We start from the raw sequence: 20,392 nt of genomic DNA, 5'->3' as shown, positions 1-20,392 counted from the left end.
GTTATCCTGCCTCAATATGGCAATTACGTATCTTGAGGTAAAGAAAATGCTGCTGATAACTTTTGTTATCAGCAGCTTTTTACCTTCTATAAGGTGTCATTCTCATCAATAATATCGAGCACGTAACCCATGCCGCGAATGGTATGGATAAGTTTTGGCTCAAAGGGTTTATCGACCTTATTACGCAGCCGTCTGATGGCAACATCAATGACATTGGTATCACTATCAAAATTCATATCCCAGACCTGAGAGGCAATCAGAGAGCGGCTTAATACCTCTCCCTTACGCTGCATCAACAATTCCAGAAGGGAAAATTCTTTTGCCGTTAGACTGATTGCTTCACTATCCCGATAAACCCGCCTGCGCAGTAAATCTAATTGTAAATTTTCTATCTGGATAGTCGTTTCATCATTACTTGAAGGGCTGTTTCTTCTGAGAATATTGCGGATCCGTGCGAGCAGCTCTACGAAAGCAAAAGGTTTAACCAGATAATCATCGGCACCTAATTCCAATCCTTTGACTCGGTCTTCTATTTGATCTCGTCCGGTCAGCATCAATACCGGAATATTGATTTTACTGCTGCGTAATGTTTGCAAAACCTGCCAACCATTAAGTTTGGGTAACATTACATCTAAAATGATAAGGTCATATTCTTCGCTCATCGCCTGATGCAGACCGTCAATCCCGTTGATTGCTAAATCCACTCTAAAACTGGATTCTGTCAGCCCTTTTTTAAGGTATTCTCCGGTTTTTTTTTCATCTTCGACAATTAATAATCTCATTTTTCCTCGCTGTTATCCTATAAGGCTACTCGCTGTTATTATATAAGGCAAAAGTATAACGAATACAAAACAACCCGGCTTATAATAAGGCCGGGTTGTTTTAGCTGCTTGCAGAGCAAAAGAGGTATTAAATGTCTTTTACTTAATTAGATTGATTAGCTTGAGAATAGCTGTAATTTACATTAACCATACCAGTATAAACAATATCACCCTGAGCAGTCATTGACTCTTGAACAGTAATATATGCATTATCATCTAAGGTTACACTACTTTTTTCTTTAGAGGAGTTTAATAATAGCGTAAATTCGTTACTTAGCTCAGTGCCTGATTCTGATTTAAGCTGATCTGATTTTTCAAGAGCAAGTGAATAAGCGGCGCTTTTAGTATCAACCGTCTGAGTTTTAATGATTGAACTATCATGGTACTCGCTGTAATTTCCGTAAAGCGCTGTTCCAGCAAAAGCATTTGCACTTAAAATTACCATTGCCGATGCGAGTAATACATTTTTAATTGATTTCATTTTATTTTCCTTAAGTAAGTTGTTTAGTCTGTTTGTTTTCTACCCGACCACAATACCCCCTAGCAGATGACTAGAAAGCAACACCAAGATGACATCTTTGTCATCTTGGTAAATAACACTGCCCTGTTTAATTCGATAAGGTTACACTTTAATTTTCAGCCCTGATATTTGTCGCTTAAGGTTGCATTTAACTTTGTAACTTAAGCTTGTCACTTAACTTTATAACTTAGCAAGGTGCCTTGTTTTTATTAAGCACTTATATAAAGCCTATTAACTTTTTTCTGGAGTAAGTATGATCCTGCAACGCTCTTTAACTCTGCGCCTCACCTGGTTTTTTACGATGGCTGCAATCGTCACCCTATGCTTATTATCCTGGTGTTTAAAAAATGAAATTGTTGGTTATTTCTTAAGGGAAGACACTTTTATTTTAAACAATAAAGCGCATATGATGAAAGAGCTTATTGCCAAAACTCATCTCAATAAAGACTTTTCTGAAATTGCCGGAAAGATGGAGAAACTCGAAGGAATCGCGATTAAAATAGATAACCCCGATGATAAAATAGTACTTTATATCTCTGATAAAATTCGCTTTCCCGATAGTATTTTAAATGGGAATACGCAACGTTTTATTGATTCTGATTTAGATACGCTGAGACCAAGATATAATTATCAAGTGGGTGCAAGAGAGCCTCAGCCAGAAGATATCGAAAATCTGAAAGACAATTTATTAGAATGGCAGGATAAAGATAACTTTTATCGTGGTAAGCAGTTCCGCTTTACATTAAAAGATGCCAGCCATTCATCGGTAGTAGTTACACTGGCGCTTAATATTAACCACCACCGTGACTTTTTAGCCAACTTAAATGAGGTGTTACTCAAATTTATAGTGATTGGTGCACTGCTCAGTGCGCTATTGCAGTGGTTTGTTACTTACCGCGGGTTACTGCCATTAAAAATATTATCGGAAAAAGCCACTTTAGTATCAGGAAAAGATATCAAACAGCGCATGCCCGTTGATAATTTACCGGTTGAAATCGCCGGATTATCAACAACCCTCAACTCTATGCTGGCGCGATTGGAAGATGCTTTTCAGCGTTTAGAAAACTTCTCTTCTGATATTGCCCATGAACTGCGCAGCCCTATTAATAATTTAATGATGCAGACTCAAGTAACATTATCGCAGCCGCGCAGTAAAAAAGAATATCTGATGACGCTCGGCGCTAATGCAGAAGAGTTTCAACGTCTGGCAAAAATGATTTCAGACATGCTGTTTTTAGCAAAAACTGAAAATGCAATAATTACACCTTCTGCTGAGCCTATTTTACTGGATCAGGAGATTGCCGATCTCTTTGAATTTTATGATGCGCTTGCAGAAGATCGTAACATTACCCTTAAATCGCAAGGACAAGCGGCAGTGAAGGGCGATAAATTAATGTTACGCCGTGCCTTTAGTAACTTGCTCTCTAATGCCATATACCATAGCTTTGAGGGCAGTGAAATAACCATTAATATTTCTAACATTAAAGGAAGTGTTATCGTTGATGTGGTTAATTGTGGTCTGACTATTCCCGAGGAAGAGTTGCCGCACTTGTTTGAGCGTTTTTACCGTGCAGATAAAGCAAGGACATGCTGCTCTCTCGAGCGTGTCGGACTCGGTCTGGCCATCACTCAATCTATCGCTAAAGTCCATGGAGGAAGCGTTTCTGTGCGTTCAAAGGATAAAGAGACAACCTTTACCTTTGCCTTGAATGGATTGAGTTAATATTGTTAAGTGCTTTGCGCATAAAGCCGGAAGGAAAAGAGATAGGTCTTTTAAGTTGTTAATTGGCAAGTCTTCTTTATAATTTGATTTTTATCGCCAGAAAATAATAATTAATTTAGGAATTAAAAATGGAATTTGAAGAGATGCTCAATATCCTGTCGAGTCAGGATGGCTCTGACCTTTACCTGTCAACGGGTGCTCCCCCTTCAGCTAAATTTCAAGGAACCTTAAAAGCCTTAACGGACACTCCTTTTAGGCCAGGAGAAATTGCGAAAATAGCCGCTTCAATCATGGATAGTGAACAACAACTGGCCTTTGATCAAGAGTTCGAAATGAACTTGGCAATATCAATTTCTAAAGTTGGACGCTTTCGCGTGAATATTTTCAAGCAACGTAATGAAGTTGCAATCGTGGTGCGTAATATTAAAATTGATATTCCCAGCTTTGATGAACTGGGACTTCCGGAAATACTTAAAAGTGTGATCACCGCTAAACGTGGTTTAGTTTTATTTATCGGCGCAACGGGATCGGGTAAGTCAACCTCATTAGCGGCCCTTATTGATCACCGCAATAGCAACCTCTCCGGGCATATTATTACCATCGAAGATCCGGTTGAGTTTGTCCACAAACACAAAAAAAGTATCGTCAATCAGCGTGAAGTGGGGGTTGATACGCGCAGTTTTCATGCGGCCTTAAAGAATACGCTGCGTCAGGCTCCCGATGTCATTTTAATTGGTGAAATTCGCGATAGAGAAACGATGGAGCATGCCTTAGCCTTTGCTGAAACCGGGCATTTAGCTATTTCAACATTGCACGCGAATAATGCTAACCAGGCACTGGACCGTATTATCAACTTCTTTCCGGAAGATCGCCGCCCCCAACTATTAAGTGATTTAGGCAATAACTTGAAATCGTTTATTTCTCAACGTTTGATTCCAACGGTTGACGGTAAGCGTTGTGCCGCCATAGAGGTCATGATGGGAACCCTGACGGTGCGCGATATCATTAAACGCGGCGAGTTTGGTTTGCTGAAAGAGGTCATGGAGAAATCCAAAGGGTTGGGAATGCAGACCTTTGATGGCGCGTTATTTGATCTTGTGATTGAAGGTAAAATCACCGAAGAGGAAGCCGTGAAAAATTCAGATTCACCCACTAATTTGCTCCTTAAATTTAAGTTGCATCGTGGTGGTATTGCTGAAGAGCTTGAAGAAAGTGATAAAAAACCAGGCGGTTTGACATTATCAATGATGGATTAATCCATTTAGCTTCTGTTGTTATTAAATGCAGATTAGCATTAATACTAGTCTGCATTACTTAATGCTCAGTTTGTATATTTTTAAATGTGATTTTAAGCGCGCAAAAGCACCGGCTCGCCTGAAGTCGCACTTCCTCAAATAGAGAGCACAGCATTAAGCCGATTAGTATTAGGTAGCAAGGTGGATAAAGGTATTAAAAAACATTGGGAAAGGGGGCTCTGACCTGTAACTTCTTGTGTGATTGCTCGGCTTTCTTTAAAACAATAGGTAAGCAATTGAACTGCAGGTTTCTTAAATATTTTATGTAATTTTATATTTATTAACTAAAGATTGTTCATCGCAGGAATAAAAATAGGGGAGTATTACTTGGGAAGTTTGTTACTAAGGTCATAAAAGGAAATTGGCTTGGTTAACGGGACTCGAATTGGTGAGCTCTGGTGTGATTGGTCGGCTTTCTTTAAAGCAAGAGGTAAGCAACTGGACTGCCGCTTTATGAAATATTTTATGTAATTTTATATTTACTAACTAAAGATTGTTCATAGCAGGAATAAAAATAGGGAAGTTTGTTACTAAGGTCATAAAAGGAAATTGGCGGAGTGGACGAGACTCGAACTCGCGACCCCCGGCGTGACAGGCCGGTATTCTAACCAACTGAACTACCACTCCACTAAAATCTTCTATTATTCTATAACTCACATTACAGATTGACTGTTGTACACATCGTTCATTACATACCTGAGTATGAAGTTGGCGGAGTGGACGAGACTCGAACTCGCGACCCCCGGCGTGACAGGCCGGTATTCTAACCAACTGAACTACCACTCCACGAGTGTGTTACAGCTTTCTTCACTTATGTGTTGGTTACACATAAATATCACTTTAATTTGAGTTTAAATTCAAATCTCGGCGTGACAGGCCGACTATGTTAAGCCAGAAGCCTAACCAACTGAACTACCACTCCACGAGTGTGTTACAGCTTTCTTCACTTTATGTGTTGGTTACACATAAATATCACTCTAATTTGAGTTTAAATTCAAACCTCGGCGTGACAGGCCGACTATGTTAAGCCAGAAGCCTAACCAACTGAACTACCACTCCATGAGTGTGTTACAGCTTTCTTCACTTATATGTTGGTTACACATAAATCGTTATTAACTAATATTAATCAGATAATAACATTTTGTTTGTTCAATAATACTGTTGGCGGAGTGGACGAGACTCGAACTCGCGACCCCCGGCGTGACAGGCCGGTATTCTAACCAACTGAACTACCACTCCACGTAGTATTACAGTACTAGCATCACTGTTTTAATAAACTTTATTCGAATAAAAACTCGAATCCGGCGTGACAGGCCGACTATGTTAAGCAAGAAGCCTAACCAACTGAATTACCACTTCACGTGAGTATTACAGTTTAAACGTTTGATAATTATAACTCATACCTAAGTATGATAGTTGGCGGAGTGGACGAGACTCGAACTCGCGACCCCCGGCGTGACAGGCCGGTATTCTAACCAACTGAACTACCACTCCACGTGATAATTATCAGATTCAACATTTGAGCTAACATTCCTCAATTTTATATAAAATTGGCGGAGTGGACGAGACTCGAACTCGCGACCCCCGGCGTGACAGGCCGGTATTCTAACCAACTGAACTACCACTCCAGTTAGCATCAATCCGTAGTTTTAGACTACGTTTGTTGAAGCGCCGATAATACGGAGTTGCATTTACAGAGTCAATAAAGAAAAACAAAAAAATGCCAATATTTCCCTTTAACTTTTCCGATCGCTCGTTTTATCGTCATTGTGTTTGTTTTTTATCTTATTTTACAGTTTAGAGCTTGGTTGTGTAGCGCTTTTTGGAAGGCTTACAATAAAGTAATGGCTTGTTTGTTAATTGCTTCAATGTCGCTTTTAAATCCATTGTCGCGTTATAATCTTAACCCAACTATTTTTATTCCCGCCATAGGCAAGCAGCTGACTTTTCAATAAGATCTAAACGTTTTTCATGTGCCTGCTGTTCATCTTCGCTGGCTCTGATAATAGAGAGAGGCGATTGTGACTGTCGCGCACGTTTTCCCGTATTAGTGTCATTTTGTCCGGAACTTGAAAGATTCAGCTTTTTTTGCCCGCCGGTCATCAGCAGGTAAACATCCGCTAATATTTCCGCATCTAATAATGCGCCGTGCAGAACCCGGTGTTTATTATCAATACCAAGTTCCCGGCACAGAGCATCAAGGCTGGCGCGTTTACCGGGGTACATTTTTCTTGCCATCACTAACGTATCGGTGATGGTCGAAATTTCAGCGGTTGGTTTTGTTCTCTTATTTAAAAACCGAAACTCCTGATCCATAAAGCCGACGTCAAAGGGCGCGTTATGGATAATTAATTCAGCTCCGGTTATGAATTCTATGAACTCATCTGCAATTTCACTAAATGCGGGTTTATCCTGTAAAAATTCGTCGGTAATACCATGAACAGTAACCGCTTCAGGGTCGACTTCACGGTCCGGTTTTGTATAAACATGAAAATGCCGGCCGGTTAAGCGTCGGTTAATAACTTCAACACAACCAATTTCAATGATCCGATGGCCGACATAAATAGTGCCATCTTTATTCATACCCGTCGTCTCTGTATCCAAGACTACCTGTCGTCTCATTTTGTCTGTGTTCATGGGGATCTCAATTAATAGTTTTAATAATTTTAATATTAGCCGTATAGTTTACCACCTATACCCAAATTACCTCAAGACACTGGTACTTGATAATGAAGTGGGTGGATTTATAATAATTAATCAATTTGGCAGATGAATGAAAAAAATTAAACTTTTTACAGATGGTTCCTGTTTAGGTAACCCGGGACCGGGCGGTTACGGCGCCGTGATGATTTATAATGAACACTGCAAAGAGTTATCGGAAGGTTTTTTGCTCACCACTAACAATCGCATGGAGATGTTAGCCTGCATAAAAGCACTGCAAACCTTAACCGAGCCCTGCGAAGTTGAGTTAACAACCGACAGTCAGTATGTGCGTCAGGGTATAACGTTATGGATTCATAATTGGAAAAAGCGTGGTTGGAAAACCTCCGCTAAAGCGCCGGTTAAAAATGTCGACCTGTGGAAAGCATTGGATGCGGCGCAGGAGAAGCATAAAGTGACCTGGCATTGGGTTAAAGGTCACTCCGGACACCCTGAAAATGAGCGTTGTGACGATCTTGCCCGTCAGGCTGCAGAAGATAATCCTACTCAGGAGGATGTTGGTTACAAGGGCTAGTGCGGGTTGCGACTGCTTGGCCGGTCACCATTTTTCCTTTAAATTTAAAGGGATACTTTATTGGCGTCATGGGGATGGTTTTCTTTTTTGCGATAATAAAATAAACACTGCAAAAATAGGGCAGGTAACGCTGCCCGAAATCCTCAATAAAAAGTGAGCAGGTGCTCTTTAAATTGTGCGATAGAAAATCAAAGTGTTGTTTTTGCTGAATTTTAAAGCCCAATAAATGCAACCAATCGATCACTCGGTTAGGTAAAAAAAGACGTGCATTCTTCGGGTTTTTAGGGTGAAGTGCGGTACGCAAGCCAAACAAACTTATCGGGTTGTAACCACTTATAATTAACGTACCATCAAGGGCTAAAACCCTGTCTATTTCCCGTAACAATTGATGAGGATCGCTTGAAAAATCTAATTCATGGGTCAGAATGCACAGGTCGATTGTCGAATTTTGCAGCGGCAACTGGTTTATATCAGCTTGCAGGGTGATATTATCACCGCTGCTTGCGCAGTTTATCTGATGAGGGATTCTTGAGTTGAAAGTGTTGATTTGACAACTTAAATGCCCCAGTTTCAAAAGGTTGTAACCAAAGCATTGTTCAAGGTAATCATCAATACGTTGCTGTGTTTGTTGATGCAGCGACTCCCCGTTAGGTAATTGTTGCCAGGAGCTTAGAGGGGGTAAAAGTCGAGATGTTTTGGCAGTCCTCATGTGTTCAGCCGCTCCAAGTTAAATTAAATAGAGGTTATGTGATGGAAAATATAATAACAATTAAAGCATTTGAGGATAACTATATTTGGCTTATCAAAGATAGTCAAAGTCAACACTGTATCATTATTGATCCCGGTGATGCAGCGCCGGTTTTAGAAATGTTAGAAAATCAGCAGTTGATTGTAGATGCTATTCTTTTAACACACCATCATTATGATCATATTGCGGGTGTTGAAGCATTATTATCGGTACTGGATGAGGAAATCTCAATCTATAGTAAAAACAAATTGTTTGATCGTTGCCGGCTAATAAATGATGGTGATAGTTTGAGTTTTTTTGACGCTAGACTTTCATTGCGAGTGATGGACGTGCCCGGGCACACCCTGGATCATGTTGCTTTTTATAATGAACGCCTGTTATTTTGCGGAGACACGCTGTTTTCAGGTGGCTGCGGTCGTGTATTTGAAGGCAGTTACGAACAGATGTTTGCAGCGTTATCTCGTCTGGCATTGTTACCTGAAAATACAAAAGTATATTGTGCTCATGAATATACTCAAAATAATCTAATTTTTGCACATCATATTGAACCTAAAAATAAGGCCTTATTAAATTATATACAACAAGTCAGTAAAAAACGTCAGCAGGGACAGCCGACTATCCCGTCAACAATAGGGCTCGAAAAGGCCATCAATCCATTCCTGCGCTGTGAGCAACTAACTGTTATTAACAAGTTACAAAGTCATTTAGGTAAAGCGTTAAATGATCCGCTCAGCTGTTTTAGCGCGCTGCGTAAGTATAAAGATAATTTTTAATTTACCTTCTTTGAATAGGTGTTTTGCCACTCGGCTGAATTAATCAATTTGGTATTAGGGCAAATTAAGCTAGAATATGCGGCTTATTCACAGTGGGTGGTATTTTTATGAAATTTTTTCTGTCGGTTTTTGTTTTGTTTCTTGTTACCGCCTGTACCAGCACTGATCAGTTAGATGAATCCGCGCCATCCATAAAAAAATCGGAAGCGAAACAACAGGTGACATTAAGTCATAGCACAGAGCAGGAAATGGTTCCTCTTCTGCTCGAAAAGCCCCTTTCTGGTAGTTATGATAATCTTTGGTTAAAGTTAGCGGAGGGTTTTAAATTTGAAGTGCCTGACAACGCCCGTGTCGCTAAACAGCGGAACTATTTTTTAAAGCACCCAAATCATCTGGCGCAAGTTTCAAAACGGGCAGAGCCTTTTCTATACCTTATTATTGAACAGATTGAAGCAAAAAACCTGCCCCTTGAACTTGCCCTGTTACCTGTTGTAGAAAGTACTTTTAATCCCTTTGCTTATTCGCATAGTCATGCTTCCGGCTTGTGGCAATTTATGCCCGGTACCGGGGTACGATTCGGCTTGACTCAAGACTGGTGGTACGACGGCCGTCGTGATATTTACGCTTCCACGGACGCGGCTTTAACCTATATGGACATATTACATAAATATTTAGATGAAGATTGGTTATATGCACTTGCGGCATATAACTCAGGAGAAGGACGAGTAGAAAGGGCGGTTCGCGCTAATAAAAAACACAATAAACCGGCCGATTATTGGCATTTGTCGCTGCCCAGAGAGACTCAAGAGTACGTCCCGAAACTGTTAGCCTTAGTGGATATTTTACGCAACCATAAAAAGTATGGTATTGAACTGCCTGTGATAGCGAATAAGCAGGTACTCACTTACGTGGATACCGGCTCACAACTGGATCTTGCTTATGCGGCAAAATTGGCGCAGTTATCGGCTGCTGAAATTCAGTTACTAAATCCCGCTTTTAATCACTGGGCAACCTCACCCGACGGTCCTCATCGGTTACTTATCCCGACAGAAGTTGCCGCACAGTTCAGTAAAAAGCTGGCTAATACGGCGAAAAATGAGCGCATCCGCTGGTCCCGTTATAAGGTGCGCTCAGGTGATAACCTCGGTTTTATTGCGCGTAATAATGGTACAACGATAAATGTGTTAAAACAGATTAACGACCTTGACAGCTCATTTATCAAAATAGGACAGCCTTTACTGATTCCGATTGCAAGTAAAACCCAGCAGGGCGATTTGGATCGTCAGGCAAAACGCTTTGAACGCCAACAAGTTGCTGTCAAAAAAGGAAAAAGTAAAGTTATCTACACGGTTAGCGAAGGTGATACGCTCTGGGATATTAGTCGTAACTTTGACGTGAGGGTTAAAGAGGTAGCCAAATGGAATACCATCAAGAGTACTGAGCCATTACAGTTAGGGCAAAAATTAACGGTTTGGCAAACGCTTAAATCCACTCCCAAGAAAAATGCGACTCGCCGTATGACCTATCAGGTACGCGCCGGAGACTCTCTGCATCGCATCGCATCAAAATTTAATGTCAAGCTGGTTGATCTGGTGCGCTGGAACGAGTTAAATAAAGGTGAATATATTCAGCCGGGGCAAAAATTAGAACTCTATATTGAAGTGCAGAAATCCAGTACTTAGAAGCTGTTGATAAAAATGAAAAAACCGCTTAAAAGCGGTTTTTTTATCGATTATTAACATAAATATTTACTGCGTAATCTCTAACAGTGCATTTTTGTCGCCATTATTCATACCGTTATCAACCAATGCATCAGCACCGCTTGGCAAGATGGTGAATTCATTACCTTGATCTGCCGTGGCGATGTAGATAAATTGGTAACCCTCTTTACCGTCAGTTGGAATGTTTTCAGTCACTTTAAACTTGCCATTTTTGAATTTTTTAAGTTCAATTGCAGACCAGTTGTTGTGCTCGGAAAGCAAAACAATGCTTTTCGCGCCTAAAGCTTCTTCCTTTTCTATTTCGAATGTGACTTTAACCACAGGTTTACTTTTCAAATATTGTTTTTTTATAGGCATCTTTAACTCCTTAAGACTGATAACAAATTTACTGTAAAAATGGATTAAATTCTAGACAAATTATATTTATTTATTAACTTAGATCAAACTGTTGACTAATAATTGATTGTGTAAATGTCTTTTTTAAGTAAAAACCCCGCGGACGAACTTTTATTAATTGCCCGTTTGTGCCAACCGCATCGGTTAAACACTTTCCATTTGCCGCTTTTGGTCTGAGCTGCATCACTTGACCATCGCGAGCCGTGATCGACTCTATTTGGCCCAACGCAATTTTTTCCATTATTTCATTCCAGTCTAATTCTAATAATACGCTTTGTTGCTGATTGGCTGACCATAAAAAACTATTACCGACAATACGATCGCAAAGCGGAACTGTCCGCTCTCCCTGAACCGGAACCCATAAAACCTTACTGATTTTATTGCGTACGTTGGAGTTTTCCCAATTCAGCCGGCCGGTATTTAAAATAGGCGCGCTGCATACAAAGGTAGTTTCCAGTACTTTGCCGTTGTGATCAATAGGAATTGTTTTTAGTTCAATGCCCAGATGTTTAAAGTCCTGTTCAGGTTTGCTGCCGGCGGTGGCGCCGAGGTGCCACTCTATGAGTTGACCAACCCAGCCTTTATTGCTGCGTAAATCTTTAGCCATCGGCTGGCCTGCTATCTCGGCGAGTTCCGCCAGAGAGTGGCCGGCAATCTGCTCACATAGGCTCAGCAGTTCGGCGGTTGAACGGGGAGGATTAACTGCCATTCTATTTACCTTACTATTTACTGTATTCGAATTATTCAGGGTTATTCATGTTTTACCCTGTTGCTTACACAGAGTTATCCACTTTTCTGGTGGATAACTGAGTGTTGTCGGTGAACGACTCAAAAAATCAAAAGATTATTTGAAATAGTCTTAAAAAAACAGATTAATGTCGAATAATTAAACTAAAAAGCGCGCTATTATTGCAACTGTTTGTTTTTTGAACGAGTAAGATATGCACATCCCATTGTGCATGAATACTACTGGATCTAAGTACAGAGTCCAATTTCAGTATAATGTTAAAACTATATAACCCTTTGTTATTTATGGTAGAATAAAACCTGCTTTGTGGTTCTTGAAGATCTTGAATCGCTTAAAAAAGATCTATTATAACAAAAGGCTTTTATTATGCACAAAGTTATACACATTTTTCGTGGATATGTAACAGTATAAATTATCCGCTAAAAATGCGTCTTGATAGATAACCGACATTTTTCAGATGAACAATTTGATGGATCTGATGATCTGTGAAAGAATGCGCCATTACTTAAATTTCCATTCATTATTTAAAAACAATAAAAAAATCATAAAATTATAAATAATGGATCATAACCTATAAAAGGCACTTTAGTGATTGATACTGACGGTTACCGTCCAAATGTAGGTATCATCATCTGTAATAATAATGCGCAGGTTTTATGGGCGAAACGATTTGGACAGCATTCATGGCAATTTCCTCAAGGGGGAATTAAAGAGGGAGAAACACCCGAACAAGCCATGTATAGAGAACTGTACGAAGAAGTTGGTTTAAAACCTGAGCACGTTAAATTATTGGCAACTAGCCGACATTGGCTACGTTATAAATTACCTAAACGACTCGTTCGTTGGGACTCCCCGGATCCAGTTTGCATCGGGCAGAAACAACGCTGGTTTTTATTACAATTGATTGCAGATGAGAAGCAAATAGAATTTGAGGCCTGCGGCAATCCTGAATTTGATGCTTGGCGATGGGTAACTTATTGGTATCCTGTTCGCCAGGTTGTCTCGTTCAAGTGTGAAGTTTACCGTTGTGCACTAAAAGAATTTTCTGCCGTTGCTTTTGCATTAATGAAAAAGAACTCAGAAAAGAAAAGGAATAAACGGCCTCGTCGGGCATCTTTTTATAAAAAAAGATAACAGCTTTTTCTAAGGAAGGAGTTTTACATGTTAAGTCAATTGCGGCATATAGTAGAGCAGGTCGGAAATGCAAAAAATTTAACTGAGGCTATGGACATACTGGTGTGCCAAACCAAATTAGCCATGGAAGTCGACTGTTGCTCTATTTATATTACCGATGAGGGGGCCTCGCAACTTAACCTGATAGCCAGTGAAGGCCTTGCAAGTCAAGTTGTCGGTTTTTCCCATCTCAAATTTGGCGAAGGTATTATAGGTTTGATTCACCAGAAGGGAGAACCTTTAAACATTGCCAACATAACTGAACATCCCAATTACAAATATTTACCGAGAAGCGGAGAAGAGTCTTTTAATTCATTATTAGGCACGCCAATCACCCATCGCCGAAAAGCATTAGGCGTTTTGGTTGTACAGCAAAAAGGCCCGCGTTTATTCAGCGAACTAGAGGAATCTTTTTTACTTACCTTAGCCATGCATTTAGCCAGTGTACTTGACCAACCATTTAGTTTAGACGTTGAACGATTAAACCAGCCGCGAGCATCAATTTATCTTCAGGGATCGCCTGCAAGCCCAGGTATTGCGATAGCGGATGCCTATGTTGTTCGTTCTATTATGACATTGGCGGAAGTTGTCATAGAGAAAAGTTACTCTATCAGTAAAGAAATTCTACTGTTTGAAATCATAGTGACTAAATGCATCGACGAATTTTCTAACCTCGCATTAACCCTGAAAGAACAAGTCTCAAAAGATGCCTTTCTGCTGTTTGATATTTACTCGCATATTCTAAAAGATAAAACTTTTTTAAATGCAATCAGAGTACAAATCAATGAATCTCATTTAAGCGCCGCCAGTGCGGTGAAAGTCGTCGCCGAGTCTTATATCAAACAATTCGAAGCGATGAGTGATCCCTATTTAAGTCAGCGTTCTTCAGACATTCGCGACGTTGCACAACGTTTGTTATACCATCTTACGTATCAGGTCGAAGATGATTTAAAGCTGCCCGACAAGCTGATTCTGGTGGCTAATGAAGTCACTTTATCTATGTTGGCGAGTATTCCCAATGAAAAGTTACTGGGCATTGTCTCGGTTCTCGGTGGTATTGGTTCTCACGTTGCGATTTTAGCGCGGACACTCGGTATTCCCGCGGTGATGGGCGTGCAATTTTCCTTGGATAATATTAACCAGAAAAGTTTAATTATTGATGGTTATGAAGGGGGCGTGATTCTGCTGCCTGAGCCATCATTAGTGAGTTATTATCAATCGGTGCTTGATGAAGAAAATGAATTAAAAAAGCTGGTTGAATCGGAACAGCATGAAAAAGCCGTGACCCTGGATGGTCATGCCGTGTCGATACTGCTTAACACCGGTTTAAATGCCAAACAATACGGCACAGTAGCAGGGCATTTTGAGGGCGTAGGTTTATACCGTAGTGAATTACCTTTTATGCTGACCGACTCCTTTCCTACCGAACAAGAACAGGTTCAAGTCTATCAACAACTGCTGGATCAGTACGCACCGTTGCCGGTGACCATGCGCACCCTGGATATTGGTGGTGACAAACCGCTGAGTTATTTCCCGATAGTCGAAGATAATCCCTTCCTTGGCTGGCGTGGTATTCGTTTTACTTTGGATCATCCGGAGATATTTTTGGTTCAGGTCCGGGCGATGTTAAGAGCCAGCGTAAAGCATCAAAATCTGCGCATTATGCTGCCCATGGTCACTTCAATTGAAGAAGTGGACGAAGCCAATAAACTGATTACTCAAGCTTGGAATGAAGTAAAGTTTGAGCTTGATTGTTCATTCCCTATGCCTGAAATAGGGGCAATGATAGAAGTGCCTGCTGCTATTTTTCTGATTTCGGCACTGGCCAAAAAAGTAGACTTTATTTCAGTTGGCAGCAACGACCTGATCCAATATTTATTAGCGGTGGACAGGAATAACAGCCGTGTGGCGTCGCTTTACGACAGTTATCATCCAGCTGTACTGCAGGCGTTAAAAATAATTATAGATAGCGGTAAAAGCTTTGAGCTGGAGGTGAGTATCTGCGGCGAACTTGCAGGTGACCCGATCGGCTGTTTAATTTTGATCGGCCTGGGTTATAACAAATTGAGCATGAACTCCTATAACATGGGACGAATCAAGTATTTAATTAATGCGCTACCCCGTTATGAATTAGAGTATTGTGTAGAGCTGGCGTTAAAAGCAAGTAGTGGTAAAGATATTCGCGCTATTTTTGCAGATTATCTTAATGTAAAAGGATTAGGCGGGTTTATCCGCGCGGGTAAGTAAGTCACTATTCCCTTGAAAAAAAGTATTAGATAAGATAAAGGCCGGGTTTTTACACTCGGCCTTTATTTTTAAAGGTTATACTTTTGCTGTCTCTGTCGTTTCAATCGTATCTGCCACTGGCAACTCTTTTGCCGCGTAACAAGCCGCTGCCGTAAAGATCACATCCGTTGAGCTGTTTAATGCAGTTTCCGCTGAATCTTGAACAACACCAATGATGAAACCTATTGCTACAACCTGCATGGCAACTTCGTTGGGTACACCAAATAATCCACAGGCCAGTGGAATTAATAATAACGAACCGCCCGCAACACCCGATGCTCCGCAAGCAGAAACGGCTGCTACCACGCTTAACAAAATAGCGGTGGCGATATCAAACTCAATACCCAGCGTATGCACCGCAGCTAAGGTTAATACTGTGATGGTGATTGAGGCACCCGCCATATTGATGGTTGCACCAAGCGGAATTGAAACCGAGTAAGTATCTTCGTGAAGATCTAATTTTTCACACAACTCCATGTTCACCGGAATATTAGCAGCAGAGCTGCGGGTAAAGAAGGCAGTGACGCCAGATTCTCGCAGGCATTTGAAAATTAAAGGGTATGGGTTTGTTTTTGTTTTGCTGTAAACAATCATCGGGTTAACTACTAGGGCGATTAAGATCATACAGCCAAGTAATACCGCTAATAAATGGGTGTAGCCGAAAAGCGCGTCAAAGCCAGTTTCTGCAATAGTACCTGCGACTAAGCCAAAAATACCAATAGGCGCAAAACGTATCACCAGATGGACAATGTGGGTCACGGCATTGGAGATATCATGTAATGCCTGTTTGGTACTTTGGTTTGCGCGTTGCAGCGCAAAGCCTAATCCTGCCGCCCAGGCTAAAATTCCAATGAAATTGCCGCTCATTAATGCATTGACGGGGTTATCAACGATTTTAAATAGAAGAGTATTTAATACTTCAAGGATACCGTTTGGCGGTGTTGCTTGAATATCGGTTGCAATCAGTACCAGAGTTGTCGGGAAAACATAACTGATTATAACCGCGGTAGAAGCCGCAAGCAGGGTGCCCAGTAAATAAAGTTTAATAATAGGTTTGAGGTTGGTACGGGTATTTTTTTGTTGATTTGCAATCGAAGATGCAACTAACACAAAAACTAAAATGGGTGCAACAGCTTTTAACGCACTGACAAATAAACTGCCTAAAAAGGATATTGACAAAGCACTTGAAGGTGAAACACTCGCAAGTGTTAAGCCGGCTGCAATGCCTATTACTATTTGTAATACTAAACTGCCGTTTAAAAATCGCTGTAAAAGTGTGGGATTGGGGGTCATATTTTAAACCTGTTTTATATTGTAGGATGTGTAGTCAATAAATCCAGTTAGTTGCGAGTATACGGAAATTACCTTATAGGGATAATTGATTCGTATTATAAAGCTGTTAGCCTGATGAGTTGTGAGATTTATCATGAAAATGTAACATTTACAGGTAAAAATTGGAATGATTTTAATTGTGTAGTAGCGCTCTCAGTTTAGTTGGTCTACCGGTGCTTATCATTTAACCTGAGGTGATAAATACGGGAAAGTGGCATTAGCATTCATTCTACAGTTTAGTTGGTCTACGGTGCTTGTCATTTAACCTGAGGTGATAAATACGAGAAAGTGGCAGATACAATTCATTATTCAGTGAGTCGTCGTGCTATGCGCTTAATGCGTTTTGTCGGCAAGCTATGATTGGTATCATCAAGTGATTGGGTTATGATGTTATCCCGTTTAAAACACCGTGAAATGAGTAAATAAATGTCAGTTTCAAATTTCGTGTTACCCAGGATAGACCCGATTGCAATCAGTATTGGTCCTCTTGATATTCGTTGGTACGGTTTAATGTATTTACTTGGTTTTGCTTTTGCCCTGTGGATGGCAAATCGTCAATGTGATAAATCAAATGGCATCTGGACACGCGAGCAGGCCAGTGACCTGCTTTTTTATGGTTTTATGGGGGTTATATTAGGCGGCCGCGCCGGATATGTGTTCTTTTATCAGTTCCCGCTGTTTTTAGATAACCCGCTTTATCTGTTTAGAATATGGGAAGGTGGCATGTCATTCCATGGTGGTGTGCTGGGGGTTGTTACTGCAATTGTTTTTTATGCGAGAAGGAATAACCGTTCAATTTTATCCGTTGGGGATTTTATCGTACCGCTTTTACCCGTTGGCCTAGGCGCCGGGCGTATCGGTAACTTTCTTAACTCTGAATTGTGGGGCAGAGTGACTGATTCTCCCTTTGGTATTATCTTCCAAAACGCAGGTCCGTTGCCTCGTCATCCATCACAACTGTACGAGTTTGCGCTAGAGGGTGTGCTGTTATTTATTATTCTAATTCTGTTTATCCGTAAAACCCGGCCGGCAGGCTCTGTTGCAGGACTCTTTTTACTCGCCTATGGCGTGTTTCGATTCATCGTGGAGTTTGCTCGAGAGCCCGATGCACACCTTGGATTGTTGAGTATGGGGCTAAGCATGGGGCAGTTGTTATCATTGCCGATGATCTTTGCGGGAACGGCATTAATCACTTATGCCTACAGTGCAAAAGCAAAAGTACAACCTCAAGCCGTTAACGTTAAACAGCCAAAAGCCAAAAAAAATAAAGCCAAAAAAAACGCGGCTAAAAAATCATAACTCACCCGTTTAGGTAACCGAAAAATGAAACAATATTTAACATTATGTCAGCGTATCGTCGAACAGGGAGTCTGGATTGAAAACCAGCGAACCGGCAAACGCTGTTTGACGGTGATCAACGCCGACCTTGAGTATAACGTGGGGAATAATCAATTTCCGATGATAACCACCCGTAAAAGTTTTTATAAATCCGCCATTGCCGAATTGATTGGTTATCTTCGGGGTTATGATAATGCCGCGGATTTCAGAAAATTAGGCACCAAAACCTGGGATGCTAATTCTAATCTTAATGATGCCTGGCTGAATAATCCGCACCGTAAAGGCACCGATGACATGGGCCGTGTATACGGGATTCAGGGCCGCTCATGGGCTAAGCCCGACGGCGGTTTTATTGATCAGCTTAAAAAAGTAGTTGATGATCTCAGCAACGGGATTGATGATCGCGGGGAAATAGTGACATTTTACAATCCCGGGGAATTTGAGCTGGGCTGTCTGCGCCCTTGTATGCATACTCACACCTTTTCATTAATTGGTGATACATTGCACTTAACCAGTTACCAACGTTCATGCGACGTGCCGCTTGGCCTTAACTTTAATCAGGTTCAGGTATTTGCCCTGCTTGCATTGATGGCGCAAATAACCGGTAAAAAAGCGGGAACGGCTTATCATAAGATAGTCAATGCCCATATCTATGAAGATCAATTAACGTTAATGCGTGATGTGCAGTTACAACGCTTGCCCTTTGCCTCTCCGCAATTAAAGATTAATCCGAAGATTAAATCATTACACGATTTAGAAACCTGGGTAACCATGGATGATTTTGAAGTAGAAGGTTATCAATGCCACGATCCAATTAAATATCCTTTTTCTGTTTAACTTGTATCAATGAAAAAAGCCCCGCTTAATTTTACACATTAAGCGGGGCTTTTTATTGGTTCTTTATTGCTGTTATTACTTATGTCATGGTAACCAATTCTTCAGCACTGGTTGGGTGAATCGCGATACAACTATCAAAGTCTGCTTTGGTTGCGCCCATTTTCATGGCCACCGCAAAACCCTGCAGAATCTCATCGGATGCTAAACCAATACAATGTAAACCAACCACTTTTTGGTTTTCTCCTGCACAAACTATTTTCATTCGTGTTGGCTGACGCATGGTCGTTAGCGCGGTGTACATACTGGTAAATTGTGAGGTATAAACCTTAAGTTTACTTTTACCGTATTTTTCTTCGGCTTCAAGCTCAGTCAGGCCTATTGTCCCGATTGGCGGATGGCTAAAGACCACTGTCGGCACTAATTTGGCATCTAAGTGCGCATTCGGTTGTTCGTTAAATAAGCGCTCTGACAATTGTCTGCCGGCCTTGATAGCAACGGGGGTCAATTGGATTTCGCCAGTATTATCGCCGACGGCATAAATACCTTGAGCCGTGGTATTTTGGTACTTATCAACATTGATAAATTGATGTTTATTAAGCTCTACATCGGTATTTTCTAAGCCGATATTAGCATTGGCAGGGTTACGACCAATGGCCCAGACCAAACAGTCAACGGTCAGCGATTTTTCATTTTCTAAATATAAGGTGAGACTGCCATCTTCATTTTTTTGCACTGATTTGGGGGTCGAATGAGTATGCAGTGTCGGACCTTCTTCCTGCATCACTTCAACCAAGGTTGATGAGAGCATAGTATCGAATTCACGCAAGAAAGTATGGCGACGGCAAAGCAAATGGGTTTCACTGCCTAAGGCATTAAAGACGCCCGCTATTTCAACGGCGATATAACCTGCACCCACTACGGCAACCCGTTTGGGCTGCTCTTTGAGGGCAAAAAAGCCATCGGATGTAATACCGTATTGCGCTCCCTCAATTGCCGGGACAGTCGGAGCACCACCCGTTGCAATCGTGATGTGAGCCGCTGTGTAGGTCTGTCCGTTGACTTCAACTTTATGATTATCAACAAATTTAGCAAAACCGTTGATCACCGTAATATTATTGTTACCGAGAACCCGTTCATATGATTGGTGGATACGAGCAATATAAGCTTCGCGGCTTTCAATTAATTTTGCCCAGCTGAAATTTTTAAGCGGTGCGTCAAAACCATAATCAGGCGCATAACGCAGCGCATCGGCAATTTGCCCTGCATACCACATCGCTTTTTTAGGCACACAGCCGACATTTACACAGGTGCCGCCCAGGGCTTTTGCTTCAATGATTGCTACTTTTTGTCCATAGGTTGATGCCCGGTTCGCGGAGGCAATACCACCACTGCCGCCGCCAATACAGATATAGTCAAAATCGAATTTATTATCAGTCATGGATATCC

At 41.1% G+C, this 20,392-nt stretch carries 17 protein-coding genes and 5 tRNA genes; 9 read left to right on the top strand and 13 right to left on the bottom strand.

Annotation, left to right across the window (positions count from 1 at the left end; translation table 11 throughout):
- Positions 1–86 precede the first annotated feature (86 nt).
- Both ACJAZP_RS12625 and ACJAZP_RS12620 read right to left on the bottom strand, forming a co-directional pair.
- The gene (locus ACJAZP_RS12625) at positions 87–782 is read right to left on the bottom strand and encodes a heavy metal response regulator transcription factor (RefSeq protein ID WP_415231097.1); all 696 of its coding nucleotides are present in this window, start codon (positions 780–782) and stop codon (positions 87–89) included.
- A 142-nt stretch (positions 783–924) separates the two neighbouring features.
- Positions 925–1,302 (bottom strand): DUF3316 domain-containing protein, encoded by a 378-nt coding sequence (locus ACJAZP_RS12620; RefSeq protein ID WP_415231096.1) that lies wholly within the window; start codon positions 1,300–1,302, stop codon positions 925–927.
- A gap of 292 nt (positions 1,303–1,594) precedes the next feature.
- Here ACJAZP_RS12620 and ACJAZP_RS12615 point away from each other — a divergent pair, with 292 nt between their 5' ends.
- Positions 1,595–3,064, top strand: a complete 1,470-nt coding sequence (locus tag ACJAZP_RS12615; RefSeq protein WP_415231095.1) for a heavy metal sensor histidine kinase — start codon at positions 1,595–1,597, stop codon at positions 3,062–3,064.
- Between the two features lie 128 nt (positions 3,065–3,192).
- A complete protein-coding gene (locus ACJAZP_RS12610; protein ID WP_415231094.1) occupies positions 3,193–4,320 on the top strand; it encodes a PilT/PilU family type 4a pilus ATPase in 1,128 nt (375 codons plus the stop codon).
- Between the two features lie 589 nt (positions 4,321–4,909).
- Here the strand turns inward: ACJAZP_RS12610 and ACJAZP_RS12605 are convergent.
- The 6 genes from ACJAZP_RS12605 to dnaQ all read right to left on the bottom strand — a co-directional run bounded on the left by ACJAZP_RS12605 (position 4,910) and on the right by dnaQ (position 6,996).
- Positions 4,910–4,986 (bottom strand) — tRNA-Asp (locus ACJAZP_RS12605).
- Between the two features lie 82 nt (positions 4,987–5,068).
- A tRNA-Asp gene (locus ACJAZP_RS12600) sits at positions 5,069–5,145 on the bottom strand.
- 376 nt (positions 5,146–5,521) lie between these two features.
- A tRNA-Asp gene (locus tag ACJAZP_RS12595) sits at positions 5,522–5,598 on the bottom strand.
- A 178-nt stretch (positions 5,599–5,776) separates the two neighbouring features.
- Positions 5,777–5,853, bottom strand: a tRNA-Asp gene (locus ACJAZP_RS12590).
- Between the two features lie 57 nt (positions 5,854–5,910).
- Positions 5,911–5,987: transfer RNA gene (locus ACJAZP_RS12585), tRNA-Asp, on the bottom strand.
- Between the two features lie 289 nt (positions 5,988–6,276).
- Positions 6,277–6,996 (bottom strand): DNA polymerase III subunit epsilon, encoded by a 720-nt coding sequence (gene dnaQ, locus ACJAZP_RS12580; protein ID WP_415231093.1) that lies wholly within the window; start codon positions 6,994–6,996, stop codon positions 6,277–6,279.
- Positions 6,997–7,132: 136 nt separating this feature from the next.
- Here dnaQ and rnhA point away from each other — a divergent pair, with 136 nt between their 5' ends.
- A complete protein-coding gene (rnhA, locus tag ACJAZP_RS12575) occupies positions 7,133–7,594 on the top strand; it encodes a ribonuclease HI (RefSeq protein WP_415231092.1) in 462 nt (153 codons plus the stop codon).
- Here the strand turns inward: rnhA and ACJAZP_RS12570 are convergent.
- Positions 7,563–8,303 (bottom strand): class I SAM-dependent methyltransferase, encoded by a 741-nt coding sequence (locus tag ACJAZP_RS12570; RefSeq protein WP_415231091.1) that lies wholly within the window; start codon positions 8,301–8,303, stop codon positions 7,563–7,565. The genes rnhA and ACJAZP_RS12570 overlap by 32 nt on opposite strands.
- 41 nt (positions 8,304–8,344) lie before the next feature.
- Between ACJAZP_RS12570 and gloB the strand changes: the two genes are divergently transcribed.
- Together gloB and ACJAZP_RS12560 are read left to right on the top strand one after the other, a co-directional pair.
- On the top strand, positions 8,345–9,115 hold the full coding sequence (gene gloB, locus ACJAZP_RS12565) for a hydroxyacylglutathione hydrolase (protein WP_415231090.1): 771 nt from the start codon (positions 8,345–8,347) through the stop codon (positions 9,113–9,115).
- A gap of 107 nt (positions 9,116–9,222) precedes the next feature.
- Entirely contained in the window at positions 9,223–10,797 is a 1,575-nt protein-coding gene (locus tag ACJAZP_RS12560; RefSeq protein WP_415231089.1) for a LysM peptidoglycan-binding domain-containing protein, read from the top strand.
- A gap of 66 nt (positions 10,798–10,863) precedes the next feature.
- Here the strand turns inward: ACJAZP_RS12560 and ACJAZP_RS12555 are convergent, their stop codons facing one another.
- On the bottom strand, positions 10,864–11,193 hold the full coding sequence (locus ACJAZP_RS12555; RefSeq protein WP_415231088.1) for a hypothetical protein: 330 nt from the start codon (positions 11,191–11,193) through the stop codon (positions 10,864–10,866).
- A gap of 73 nt (positions 11,194–11,266) precedes the next feature.
- Positions 11,267–11,941: a DNA mismatch repair endonuclease MutH gene (mutH, locus tag ACJAZP_RS12550; RefSeq protein WP_415231087.1), complete on the bottom strand. Its 675-nt coding sequence runs from the start codon at positions 11,939–11,941 to the stop codon at positions 11,267–11,269.
- Positions 11,942–12,568: 627 nt separating this feature from the next.
- On the opposite strand from mutH, the gene rppH reads away from it, so the two are divergent.
- Positions 12,569–13,114, top strand: a complete 546-nt coding sequence (gene rppH, locus ACJAZP_RS12545) for an RNA pyrophosphohydrolase (RefSeq protein WP_415231086.1) — start codon at positions 12,569–12,571, stop codon at positions 13,112–13,114.
- Between the two features lie 27 nt (positions 13,115–13,141).
- A complete protein-coding gene (gene ptsP, locus ACJAZP_RS12540) occupies positions 13,142–15,400 on the top strand; it encodes a phosphoenolpyruvate--protein phosphotransferase (protein ID WP_415231085.1) in 2,259 nt (752 codons plus the stop codon).
- 75 nt (positions 15,401–15,475) lie between these two features.
- Here the strand turns inward: ptsP and sstT are convergent, their stop codons facing one another.
- Complete coding sequence (gene sstT / locus ACJAZP_RS12535; protein WP_415231084.1) at positions 15,476–16,732, bottom strand: serine/threonine transporter SstT; 1,257 nt, start codon at positions 16,730–16,732, stop codon at positions 15,476–15,478.
- A 465-nt stretch (positions 16,733–17,197) separates the two neighbouring features.
- Here sstT and lgt point away from each other — a divergent pair, with 465 nt between their 5' ends.
- Entirely contained in the window at positions 17,198–18,070 is an 873-nt protein-coding gene (gene lgt / locus ACJAZP_RS12530; protein ID WP_415231083.1) for a prolipoprotein diacylglyceryl transferase, read from the top strand.
- A gap of 24 nt (positions 18,071–18,094) precedes the next feature.
- Positions 18,095–18,946 (top strand): thymidylate synthase, encoded by an 852-nt coding sequence (locus ACJAZP_RS12525; protein WP_415231082.1) that lies wholly within the window; start codon positions 18,095–18,097, stop codon positions 18,944–18,946.
- A 79-nt stretch (positions 18,947–19,025) separates the two neighbouring features.
- Here the strand turns inward: ACJAZP_RS12525 and gorA are convergent, their stop codons facing one another.
- The gene (gene gorA / locus ACJAZP_RS12520; RefSeq protein WP_415231081.1) at positions 19,026–20,384 is read right to left on the bottom strand and encodes a glutathione-disulfide reductase; all 1,359 of its coding nucleotides are present in this window, start codon (positions 20,382–20,384) and stop codon (positions 19,026–19,028) included.
- Between the last annotated feature and the right edge of the window lie 8 nt (positions 20,385–20,392).

It is taken from the genome of Psychromonas sp., assembly GCF_047632955.1.
In the GTDB taxonomy this organism is placed as follows: Bacteria; Pseudomonadota; Gammaproteobacteria; order Enterobacterales; family Psychromonadaceae; genus Psychromonas.
The sequence above is the reverse complement of the archived record's forward strand: the minus strand, read 5'-3'. Positions and strand labels throughout refer to the sequence as shown.